The following is an 11,451-nucleotide window of genomic DNA, read 5'->3' as shown; positions in this document are numbered from 1 at the left end:
TAATAAAGGGCAAAACCCGCAAAACAAACACCCAGAAACCCACCTGAATGGTTCTGGGTGTGGCACACCCACCTACATCTTGATGCCATCGCCTCACACCGTTTCGCATATATGGGCGATCTGAACACGAAAACCTCTGGATTCTACCGCTTTTCTTTTATAACGGTTTAATAACCTGATACGATCCAGCTTTCACCTGTACAAGCCGCGTCTTTGGGTTTTCCAACACCACTTCATAGCACATTAACCGGGCTATATCTGCGACAATGAACACGGTTTAATACCCAGAGTGACGAACCGCATAGTAGAGTGTGATCTAAGTAAAGGTTCTTCTGTTGGGGGACCTACCCACCGGCGAAGCGCGCATATTCAACTCATGCCGAACAGGTCGCGAAGAACCGGTCATATTGAGTCGTCATCTTAGTGATCCGTTTAAGGAGAAATACGAGTGGATGCCGTACAGGAAATCCTGTCCCGCGCCGGAATCTTTCAGGGCGTTGATCCTGTTGCCGTCAGCAATTTAATCCAAGATTTGGAAACAGTCAGATTCCCACGCGGAACCACCATTTTTGAAGAAGGTGAGCCTGGCGACCGCCTCTATATCATCACCGCTGGCAAAGTAAAGCTCGCCCGCCACTCTACCGATGGCCGCGAAAACCTTCTTACCGTTATGGGGCCATCGGATATGTTTGGTGAACTCTCCATCTTCGACCCCGGACCACGCACATCTTCAGCAGTATGCGTGACCGAAGTTCAAGCAGCAACAATGAATTCCGAAATGCTGCGTAAATGGATTGCCGATCATCCAGAGATTTCCGAACAACTGTTACGAGTTCTTGCCCGCAGGCTGCGCCGAACCAACGCCTCCCTTGCAGACCTTATTTTTACCGACGTTCCCGGTCGTGTGGCCAAGACACTATTACAACTTGCCAACCGGTTTGGTACACAGGAGGGTGGCGCTTTGCGCGTGAACCACGATCTCACTCAGGAGGAAATCGCGCAATTGGTAGGAGCTTCTCGAGAAACGGTCAATAAGGCGCTGGCTACTTTCGCACACCGTGGTTGGATTCGACTTGAAGGCAAGTCTGTTCTTATCGTTGATACCGAACACTTAGCACGCCGAGCACGCTAAAACACATCACATGCGTTTTATATAACTAGCTTCTAAGTACAAAGGCGCCCCTAGGAAGATGAAATAATCTTCTCACCGGGCGCCTTTTCGAATGTATTCGCGGAATTATTCTCCGTGCTCTTCAAGGTATCGAACGGTCACTCGAGTTGATTGCTCAGCGGCACCACGCAAAACTGGATCTACATCCGTGTAAATCTCATCGACAATATCTTTTAGCTTCGCGTCTTTCCCGAGCTTTTTCCGTGCTTCTTTTACTTGCTGTAAACGCTGTTCACGCCGATCAATGTACTTTCGTGCCAATACGGAAAGATCGGGATGGTCTGGCCCATGCGCGGGCAATAACGTCACGTCCTTGCCGCGCTTCTCCAACATAGTGAGTGTTTCCAGGTACTGCCCTAAATCACCATCTGTTTCAGAAATCATAGTGGTGTGGCGGCCAGCAATCGTATCACCGGTGACAATGCCCTCAAGTTCGGAGTTACCAACTTCGCCACTCCAAATAAAGAAACACACCGAATCCGCAGTATGTCCTGGAGTATGTACCACTTCAATCTGAGGTGTTACGCCCTCAAGCTGAATTATTTCTCCATCTTCGAGTTTGTCAGCGCCTCTACAATAGGCTGTGTGCCAGCCTCGAACTGGGGCTCCTGTGAGCTGGCGGAACCGAGTTGCCGAGTCAGCATGGTCATAATGCCGATGCGTAAGCAAAATAAGTTCTACTTTATCCGCCCGAGCATTAAGCACATTTAGATGCCCTTCATCTTCAGGGCCGGGGTCAATAACAATGCTATTTGGATCTCCTGGGGCTCGAATCACCCAGGAGTTTGTTCCTTCGAGTGAAGCGTAGCCCGGATTTGGACATAGTACGACGGCCGCTGATGGCGTCACTTGACGCAATTGGCTGTAAGCAGGATGCTCCATGATTGTTAGTTTAGACCCCAAGAGTCATATCCGACTATTAGTCGGCAATTTCTACTATGACTTCTACCTCTACGGGGGAACCTAATGGCAGCTCAGCCACACCAACCGCAGACCTTGCATGAGCTCCAGCTGCTCCGAAAATGTCTCCGATTGCATTCGAAGCACCGTTAAGAACTGCAGGTTGATTGATAAAGCCCTCAGCTGAAGCCACATAGCCTGTGACCTTTAACACGCGGGTTACGTTTTCAATTCCTACAAGCGCATGAACTGCAGCAAAAGCATTCATAACCGCAATCTGTGCATATTCTGCGGCTTGTTCCACAGTTATCTTGTCCCCAACTTTGCCTACTGCAGGCAGTTTTCCATCAACAAATGGCAGCTGTCCCGAAGTCCACACTTGGTTACCAACTCGAACGGCGGGAACGTATGCGGCCACTGGTGCCGCCACAGCCGGAAGCTGAAGCCCCAATTTTTCTAGTCTGTTCACAGCTTTTCCCGCTTCAGATAGGCAACGTGGTTTTCAGGATTCGGACCGGGGAGCACAGACACCAACTCCCAACCATCCTCACCCCAGGTATCTAATATTTGCTTTGTTGCATGCGTAAGCAGTGGAACTGTCGCATATTCCCATTTTGTCATGGGTCCACTGTATCGCTAGATGCCGATCAGTTCACCCCCTGATGAAAGGTATTCGGCCCAATTAGTTACATGAGGGTTTTTTCTTAGTAGTGCACGTCGTTGCCGCTCCGTTAATCCACCCCACACCCCGAATTCCACTCGGTTATCTAATGCATCAGCGCGACATTCCTGTAGTACTGGACAATGGCGGCAAATCACTGCGGCACTTCGTTGGGCTGCCCCACGGACAAATAGTGCGTCAGGGTCACCATCACGACACTTAGCAAGCGACACCCAATCACCGCGAGTTTTTGTGCGGCTTTCTACCGCAGTATCTCTATTGTTCCCCGAAAAGTAGGGATTTCGGCGACGATCTCGGACCAATGAAGTGGTCATAAGGTGAGCCTCCTACCTGCTAAAACTTCTATTATGCTGTAAGTTTATTCACAGGACCTAGAATTTGTCGAACTTATCACATTGCGGGGGGAGTTTAGTACTTCCCCATATAACCAAACTCAACGTAGGGTAAAGGCGTGACCAAGCTTCAATCTGTCGGAAGAATACTTATTGTAACTATTGCAATGAGTATCATCGGAGCCCTTTCAATGACTCCTCTCGCGGGAGTTTCTAGTGTGGTTCTTACCAGAACTCAAGAAGCCATGGAATCAAATCTGGCGGATCTCACAGATGGTACTACTCCCACAGTTACTACCATCTTGGATGCCCATGAACAGCCTATGGCCTGGCTTTATACACAGCGTCGCTTTGAGGTACCGAGTGAACAGATTTCGGAGCCGATGAAGCAAGCCATTGTCAGCATCGAAGATCATCGCTTTTATGAGCATGATGGGGTTGATTGGCAAGGCACTATTCGCGCTACGCTCACAAATTTGTTCTCCGGTTCAGTTGAACAAGGCGCGTCAACATTAGATCAACAATATGTAAAGAATTATCTATTGTTGGTAAACGCCAAAACTGAAGCCGAACAAATTGCTGCCACAGAAACAAGCTATGCGCGCAAATTGCGAGAAATGAAGATGGCTTCGGATCTTGAGAAGATTCTCAGCAAAGATGAAATTCTCGCCCGCTATCTTAATATTGTGCCTTTTGGCAATGGTGCATTCGGTGTAGAAGCCGCAGCTCGTACTTATTTTGATATACCAGCTTCGGAATTAAATGTTCCTCAGGCTGCAATGCTGGCAGGTATTGTTCAGTCTTCATCGTTTTTAAATCCTTATACCAATCCTGAAGGGGTGACAGAACGCCGCAATACAGTACTTGACACTATGGTCCGAACGGGGGTACTCACTCAGGCCGATGCGGAAAAGTATCAACAAGAACCACTTGGTGTTCTGGAGCAACCAAAAACTCTCCCCAATGGTTGTATTGCAGCGGGCGATCGTGGCTTTTTCTGCGATTATGTAATCCAATACTTGGCCGGCAAGGGCATTTCGGTCGATGACCTTAGCAAAGGCGGCTATACGGTCTACACCACATTGGACCCCGATATCCAAGATGCCGCCCACCAGGCGGTAGTGAATCAGGCAGACCCCATGGCCGTTGGCGTCGCAAATGTCATGAATGTGGTGGAACCTGGCCAGGATTCCCGCAAAATCCTTGCCATGACTTCTTCGCGCAACTATGGGTTGAATCTTGAAGCAGGTGAAACCGTATTGCCGCAAACATCCACTCGTGTAGGCAATGGTGCAGGTTCGGTATTTAAGATTTTTACCGCTGCTGTCGCTTTGGAGAAGGGCCTTGGGGTGGAAACCCCCTTGGCGGTTCCGCCTCGGTATGAAGCTCGTGGATTGGGCTCTGGTGGGGCAAAGAACTGTCCAGCTGGTACATACTGTGTGGAGAATTCTGGTGCTTATAAACCCACGATGACCTTGAAAGAAGCACTGGCCCAATCGCCAAATACAACATTCGTCAAGCTGATCGAGGAGGTCGGCGTAAAGGACGTTGTAGATATGTCTGTAAAGCTAGGGCTTCGATCCTATGAGGATGAGGGGAGTTTTGATGGTGAAAACTCCATTGCTGGGTATATGCGGGACAATAACCTTGGTTCCTATACTTTGGGCCCTACTGCAATTAATCCTCTTGAACTATCCAATGTTGCGGCCACACTTGCTTCCCATGGCCGGTGGTGCGAACCAAACCCGGTTGATCGAATCGTAGATCGCACCGGCAATGAAGTTCCTATTGAGCGCCCAGAATGTGAGGAAGCGGTGTCACCAGAAATTGCAAATGCACTTTCGCTTGCTTTAAGCGATGACACCAAGACCGGCACTGCAGCCCCGGCGGCAAGCGCCTTTGGTTGGGGCATTCCCACAGCAGCTAAAACTGGAACAACGGAGTCACACCAGTCCAGTGCGTTTCTTGGCTATAACTCAACGTTTGCCGCCGCTGCCTATGCGTATAACGACGGCACGAATATCACACCTTTGTGCACTTCACCGCTGCGACAATGCGGCCATGGTGATCTATATGGCGGCATGGAGACCGCACGCACATGGCTTTCGGTAGCATCGGCGACCCCCGCCGCCTACGAAGGAAACCTAGCGCCTATTGACGACCGCTACACCCAAGGATTAGCGGCAGCCGCACTGCCTTCAGTTACCGGACTTACGGAATCTGCCGCTCGGAAACGTCTAGAACAAGACGGATATTCTGTTGCCACGACAAAAGTTCCTGGTAATGGGGTCCCCAGCGGCAGAGTAATTGCCGTAGTCCCAGATGGTTCAATGCTACAAGGATCCAAAAAAGTTACGCTGCAGGTTTCCGATGGTACCGGTGGGCCGCCACAGCCCAACCAGCAGGACATTGATAATGCAGTCAATGAGATTTCTGATGTAATCCAGCAACTCATTGATGAGGCATCACGCTTGTAATTGCGCCTTTACAGCCTCGGAGATACGTTTTCCATCTGCTTGACCGGCGGCCGCTGCACTGGCCGCCTTCATTACTTTCCCCATGTCCTGCATACCGGTAGCACCAGTTTCGGCGATAGCCTTTGCTACGAGTTGGTTGAGCGCGGCGTCGTCAAGTTGTTTTGGTAGGTATTCTGCAAGGATATCTGCCTCGGTGGTTTCGGCAGCTGCTAATTCGGCGCGGCCCGCTTCAGCATAAATTGTTGCGGACTCGCAACGTTTTTTAATTTCACGCGCAATGACCTTCTGCACCTCTGCATTGTCTGCCTCGTGCAATTCGCCCTCGCGTTCGGCGTAAACAATACTCGATTGGAGCATTCGCAACACTGCAACGCGCTCTTTATCGCGTGCTTTCATGGCTGCAGTCAGGTCTTTTCGAATCTGTTCCTTTAACTCACTCATACTTTGCGACGATACATGTACGCTCATAAGCTGTGCGAACACCTGCAAAAATTTTCAGTATTTTCGGCGGTCTTACCGCCCTCGGCGGCGCAACTGCAGCTTGGGCCCATAGTGAAATTTACAATTTCAAACTCCACCAAGTAGAGGTCCCGCTGCTCGCCCCCGGCACCCTCGACGGGCGCAAAGAATTCCGAATCCTCCATATTTCAGACCTCCATATGCTGCCCAATCAAAATCGGAAAATTGCCTGGGTTTCCGCCCTGGATTCCCTCAACCCCCACCTTGTAGTCAATACCGGCGATAATCTTGGCGACGCCCACGCCGTCCCCCACGTACTTCGCGCCCTCGACCCACTCCTACGGCGTCCCGGTGTCTTCGTCTTCGGCTCAAATGATTACTTTGGCCCCAGACCAGTCAATCCTTTCGGATATCTACTAGGCAAAAAGCGAAAAGTCAGTGACGAAGCACTCCCCTGGAAAAGCATGCGCGCGGCCTTTATCGAACACGGCTGGCATGACGCTACCCACAAACGCATCGAATTTAAAACCGCTGGTGTTCGCCTCGCAATCGCTGGAGTAGACGACCCCCACCACAGGCTCGACCACTACGAAACTATTGCAGGCCCACCAAACCAAGACGCCGACCTCACCATCGGACTCTCGCACTCCCCCGAACCACATATTCTTCAAAGATTTGAAACCGATGGATACCAACTCAGCCTTCACGGTCATACCCACGGCGGGCAGATCTGCCTGCCTGGTGGACACACCATTGTGACCAATTGCGGAATCGACCGCGGCCGTGCCAAAGGCCTACATAAGTTCGGCAATATGTGGATGCACGTAACAAATGGTTTAGGTAATTCCAAGTACGTACCATTCCGCGTTTTCTGCCCACCCTCAGCAACCCTGATCCGAATCGTAGAACGCCCATAAGCACGAGTTTTGTTGGATGATCCAGCAAGCCACTATAGTAAACCGAGGAATGAGCTTGACTTGTACCACGGGATATGGCGCAGTTTGGTAGCGCGCTTCGTTCGGGACGAAGAGGTCGCAGGTTCAAATCCTGTTATCCCGACAACGCAAATCCTCTCCACAAAACTCCGCCCTAGGTCGGCAAAATGGAGGGGATATTCCTATTTGGGGCACCTAACCAAGATGCGATTATTAAAAATAATAAACCCAAGCCAGTTGCACCCCACAAGGTCCTACACCTGGATAAACGCTAGCGCCCCAAATATCGCACTTAAGTACGTAAAAAATAAGAACATAAAGAATGAGGCAAATACTTTTGTAGTTCGAACACGTTCTTGAAAGCCTTTTACCAGCACTATCAGAGAGGACAAGAATAAAGACGCAGCTACTGCCACAAGCACTGTATGAAATGCCTCGCCGGGGAAGGTTTCAGCAAGCTTATTCACACCCGCAATCACCCCACCACCAATCAGCGCAAACCGATAATTTCGATATTCGCGTAGTTGTTTAGTTAGCATGAGGTCACGTTCTTCTGAGTCGTAGTTTCGCAGCATAGAAACCTCCATAATGAGGTACCCAAGCAATGTGAATATTGCGGCAGCGACACCTAATGCAATCCATGCTTGCGGCATCAAGGGATAAAGCATTGGCAGCATGGCTCCGAGGATTGCCAAACCGAAACCAATGTTCACATTCCTATGCTCACGCATATAGTCCTGGTGTGCGAAGTCACCGATAATATTGCGTGCGTTTGCAAGGTTCCAGCGCAACACTAGACCAGCACAAATAAGACCAACGAAAACTCCAGCAAGGGCGATCGTAAGGTTTTGCGCTCCCACAAACCCTGAAGCTAATAGGAGGACAACGATCCACCAACGGTTTGAAACCAATCGGTTTTCATATTTTTGCACTAACAGTATCGTGCCTGGCCTGTAGTTCGGGTTTTGGAAAACTAACCCTTCTAATACACCAGCATCTCCGTCATATGCATATTCAAAAAGGCTGGCCAGATATTGCAGATTGGGATCTTCGGGTGCCTCTTCTAACGCGGCATAGACTATGCGCTTTCCGCCTTCTTCATCGCCCTTTTTCATCCGCATAACGGCTTTCACATAGGCCAAGGCAGCTGGGTCGTACCCCAGTTTTTCTGCTCGAGCCAATGCTTCCTCACCCCATGGTGGCAGCGCATCGTATTTCACTGCAAGATACGCAACCATAAAATGATTCACGGCTTTTTCTGGCTCATGCTCTACGGCAATGCTCAAGTAGTCGCCTGCTTTTTCTAGCACTCCATCTTTTATCGCCAGTTTTGCGAGCGCTCGGTATGGTTCCGAAATTAGTGGATTTAAAGCGATTACTTGCTCATAGTGTTCTCGAGCTACCTCCAAATCACCTTTTTGCTCAGCTAGGATGCCCGTTAGATATATCCACCGAATATCACTACTGCACTCTTCTGCTGTTTCTTGAATAATGCGTTCGGCTCGCTCATATTGCCCGATTTCTGCCAACCTATACGCTCGATTGATTTTTTCTTGTGCATCCAAATTTACCTCCACCAGCCTCGGCGCTCAGCTTGCCCCTTTCCATCAGAAAGCCCACCGCCGCGGCCACCGGAAGGTTTGCCCCGCAAAACTCCGCTGTTTGGCAAACCATCGTACTCGCGTATGAATTGCTCTAAGTCGTCGTATTTGCCAGATTTATTTGCGTACCGGACAACATTGCGAGCATTGTCAACCCATTCCCCAGTCGAGGGACGCACTTCTTGAAGGGCGGCACCAAAATGGTTCATGGTGATTGGAATAACGGACTCGGCGCGGATTGAATCAGTCATTGCTTTTTCCGCAGCGCTTGTGCACAAATGGTCAAGGTCTGCGCCAGAAAACCGTTCGGTATGGTTTACCAACTGGTCAATATTAAGGCTTCTGGTGGGTAGCTCAGATACTTTCCGGGTGAGGATTGCGCGGCGCGCTTCTGCATCTGGCGGGGTGACAAGCACGGTACGATCCAAACGCCCCGGCCGAAGGAACGCACTATCGATATCCCACGGCAAATTACTTGCCGCCAGGACGTAGAGTTGCGAGTTTTCAGCCTGGATGGAGTCCATTTCTAAAAGTAGTTGGTTCACACTGGATCGCAGCCATGAAGCACCACCCGAAAGAGTGGAACGTTTAACCGCCAACGCGTCGATTTCGTCGAGGAAAATCACGGTAGGTATCCCGGAATTCCGCACATCCTCAAAGATCGCGTGGATATTATGTTCGGTTTCACCTCGGTAGGCACTGAGCACGTCAGTAATCACCACAGACTTAAAAGCAGCACCCATTTGCCCAGCTACCGCACGGGCAATAAAGGTTTTACCGCAACCTGGCGGCCCATACAATAGCAGCCCACCACGCAGTTTTTTACCAAAGACTTTGGCGATCGTCGCGTTTTCCATTGGTTGAATAAACGATTCGTTGAGTCGCCGTTTTACATGCTCCAAACCACCAACATCGTCGAATGTCACCACATCGTTGGCGGGCTCCCAAAAATCCCCTGCATTGGCCAACGCGGCATTAAATGCTACTACTTCAACATCGCGCACATCTTCTTCGGCAGACCCCCAATCATACTCACTTTCTGTTGCCGTTTCCGGCGTCTCAACCGCCCCCGTTTCGCCAACACCTGCGGTTTCTAAATCTGCCGCCTGAAAGACTTCAGGCTCCATTGGTGAAACTTCGGAACCTTCAGTGTCTCCGGAAATATGTGAGGCCGCTTTGGTGAGCAGAGCAGTTGCCCGTTCGTCCCCAGGACGTTCTGCGAGCACTTCAGCCGCTTCGGCAATAGCTTCAGAGTACCTGCCATCCGCAATGAGTAATTCCGCCAATGTGAGACGCAGTTGGGGGTCGGTATTTACTTGTAGCGCGTTGCGCAACGCCGTGATTGCAGCCTCATTCATACCTTTAACATACCGAACCCCTATAAGTGCAAAAGCTTTTTATGCTAATACTTCAACTGGTTCTTCCTCTGCTATATCTGTTTCATTTTCTTGCTTTTCAGTTTTAGGCTTTCGCCCCATAAAGCGCACTACAGTCATGCCCGCGAGAGAGAACATCGCCAATACAAGGCAGGACATAATCAGTTCTATCCCTGGATTCGCCAGTAGACCTCGCATTGTGTAGAACAACGGAAAGAATGCAATCACGATACTTTCTGTACCTAGCATGAGTGCAACGACTGCCGTCTGAATCAGTATGGAGGCGAGCAGCACACCTCGACCAATCTTTTGCCCAAACAATGAAAGCATGGCACGCCCAAGGAAAGCACCAGCACTTGCAGCAAGTGCAAGAACCACACATTGAGCCGCTAGCCTCGTTCCGCTGCTACCAAAAGCCACCAGTAGAATCACGCCGATAACTGCAATACTTGCCACTGCTAGAAGCGGGGTCCAAATTCCGCTATTTGGTTTCGCTACAAGCCAAAGTGCGGAAGCAGCCATCATAACGAAAATTCCGATCACCAGTCCTACGCTTCCTATACCTCCGGTCGCTGCTGGTTGTGGTGTTTGCTCTGTATTCCCAGCTGCCGCTACGCCAGTTGGGATCGTTTGTTGAATCGCTTGAACTTTTGTTTTGTTTTGGTCTGCCATCCCTTTAATCCGGTCCGCACCAGCTTTCAGTTCTCCGGTAGCACCGTTGAGCTGGTTGGCACCATCGCCAAGTTCTCGCAATCCGGCGGCTAGTTGCTTTGATGCATCCGTGGCGGTAAATACCCCATCATGAAATGGACTACCTGGTTTCCCCAACTGATCTGCAAGTTCGCGTGACCCAGAACGAAGTTGGTTGAGTTTATCAGCGGTTTCACCATCGAATTTGAAGTTATTTACTTGAGTGCGTAAATCCCCAAGTTTCGCACGCATTTCTTTCGCATCTTGGCCGGGGTATTTTCCAAGTTCTTTATCTGCCTCATCAATAAAGGTCATGATTTGGCCCTGCATCGCGGCCAAACCTTGAATTTGCTCGACCGCCTGTTGCACGCCGTCGGCTAATTGGTTGGCACCAGCACCTAATTCCCCGGTTGCTGATTGCAATTGCACCATGCCATCGGCGAGTTGCTGGGATCCGTTCACTGCTTGTTTCGCACCATCGTTCAATTGCCCCGTAGCGTCATTAAGCAATTGGGAACCATTTGCTAGTTCGGTTGTGCCAGTGACAAGAAATCCGGCTTGGGTTGTTGCTTCTCCAGCCGCGCGACGAGTGGCTATTAAGTCTTGTTGCTCTTGTGCAGCGGTAGTTACAGGTTCTTCTGAATTTTCGCTGTGCGCTGTTTGTGCTGGACTTGGATCCGATAGTGTCCAAGCAACTCCAATTATTATGGGAATTAGCAAGATTAATATAAGTATGAGTGGACGTATACGGCTGCGCATGAATACAAAAGTATAGTGTAGCTGCGGGGTTGGGGCGAGGCGCACCGTTTTAGGCTGGTAACCTGTATA

Annotated in this window: 11 protein-coding genes and 1 tRNA gene; 4 read left to right on the top strand and 8 right to left on the bottom strand. The window is 50.1% G+C overall.

The genetic code is table 11. From position 1 onward, the window contains the following. The first annotated feature begins 448 nt into the window (after positions 1-448). A complete protein-coding gene (gene glxR, locus CFREI_RS00790) occupies positions 449-1,132 on the top strand; it encodes a CRP-like cAMP-activated global transcriptional regulator GlxR (protein ID WP_027011665.1) in 684 nt (227 codons plus the stop codon). A 105-nt stretch (positions 1,133-1,237) separates the two neighbouring features. Here the strand turns inward: glxR and CFREI_RS00785 are convergent, their stop codons facing one another. The 4 genes from CFREI_RS00785 to CFREI_RS00770 are packed head-to-tail and all read right to left on the bottom strand — an operon-like array spanning position 1,238 to position 3,067. Next, complete coding sequence (locus CFREI_RS00785) at positions 1,238-2,053, bottom strand: MBL fold metallo-hydrolase (RefSeq protein WP_027011664.1); 816 nt, start codon at positions 2,051-2,053, stop codon at positions 1,238-1,240. A gap of 37 nt (positions 2,054-2,090) precedes the next feature. Continuing rightward, positions 2,091-2,540 carry a RidA family protein gene (locus CFREI_RS00780; protein ID WP_027011663.1) on the bottom strand — a complete coding sequence of 150 codons (450 nt, stop codon included), beginning with the start codon at positions 2,538-2,540 and terminating at the stop codon, positions 2,091-2,093. Continuing rightward, complete coding sequence (gene sp36, locus CFREI_RS00775; RefSeq protein WP_156907683.1) at positions 2,537-2,692, bottom strand: Sp36 family protein; 156 nt, start codon at positions 2,690-2,692, stop codon at positions 2,537-2,539. Before sp36 ends, CFREI_RS00780 begins: the two co-directional genes overlap by 4 nt. A gap of 15 nt (positions 2,693-2,707) precedes the next feature. Further along, the gene (locus CFREI_RS00770) at positions 2,708-3,067 is read right to left on the bottom strand and encodes a WhiB family transcriptional regulator (protein ID WP_027011662.1); all 360 of its coding nucleotides are present in this window, start codon (positions 3,065-3,067) and stop codon (positions 2,708-2,710) included. Between the two features lie 137 nt (positions 3,068-3,204). On the opposite strand from CFREI_RS00770, the gene CFREI_RS00765 reads away from it, so the two are divergent. Further along, complete coding sequence (locus CFREI_RS00765; protein ID WP_027011661.1) at positions 3,205-5,562, top strand: transglycosylase domain-containing protein; 2,358 nt, start codon at positions 3,205-3,207, stop codon at positions 5,560-5,562. Here the strand turns inward: CFREI_RS00765 and CFREI_RS00760 are convergent. After that, a complete protein-coding gene (locus CFREI_RS00760; RefSeq protein WP_027011660.1) occupies positions 5,551-6,003 on the bottom strand; it encodes a GatB/YqeY domain-containing protein in 453 nt (150 codons plus the stop codon). The genes CFREI_RS00765 and CFREI_RS00760 overlap by 12 nt on opposite strands. Positions 6,004-6,035: 32 nt before the next feature. On the opposite strand from CFREI_RS00760, the gene CFREI_RS00755 reads away from it, so the two are divergent. Together CFREI_RS00755 and CFREI_RS00750 are read left to right on the top strand one after the other, a co-directional pair. Continuing rightward, a complete protein-coding gene (locus CFREI_RS00755; protein WP_051255766.1) occupies positions 6,036-6,938 on the top strand; it encodes a metallophosphoesterase in 903 nt (300 codons plus the stop codon). A gap of 68 nt (positions 6,939-7,006) precedes the next feature. Beyond that, positions 7,007-7,080 (top strand) — tRNA-Pro (locus CFREI_RS00750). Between the two features lie 130 nt (positions 7,081-7,210). Here CFREI_RS00750 and CFREI_RS00745 read toward each other — a convergent pair. Genes CFREI_RS00745 through CFREI_RS00735 form a run of 3 tightly spaced genes read right to left on the bottom strand, consistent with a single transcriptional unit; the run spans position 7,211 to position 11,382 of the window. After that, positions 7,211-8,521 (bottom strand): tetratricopeptide repeat protein, encoded by a 1,311-nt coding sequence (locus tag CFREI_RS00745; RefSeq protein ID WP_156907682.1) that lies wholly within the window; start codon positions 8,519-8,521, stop codon positions 7,211-7,213. Positions 8,522-8,523: 2 nt separating this feature from the next. Further along, positions 8,524-9,915: an AAA family ATPase gene (locus CFREI_RS00740; RefSeq protein ID WP_051255765.1), complete on the bottom strand. Its 1,392-nt coding sequence runs from the start codon at positions 9,913-9,915 to the stop codon at positions 8,524-8,526. A gap of 39 nt (positions 9,916-9,954) precedes the next feature. Further along, complete coding sequence (locus tag CFREI_RS00735) at positions 9,955-11,382, bottom strand: hypothetical protein (RefSeq protein ID WP_169719123.1); 1,428 nt, start codon at positions 11,380-11,382, stop codon at positions 9,955-9,957. Between the last annotated feature and the right edge of the window lie 69 nt (positions 11,383-11,451).

The sequence above is a fragment of the Corynebacterium freiburgense genome, assembly GCF_030408815.1.
Lineage (GTDB): Bacteria > Actinomycetota > Actinomycetes > Mycobacteriales > Mycobacteriaceae > Corynebacterium > Corynebacterium freiburgense.
Note: the sequence above shows the minus strand (reverse complement) of the source record. Positions and strands in the feature narration are given on the sequence as shown.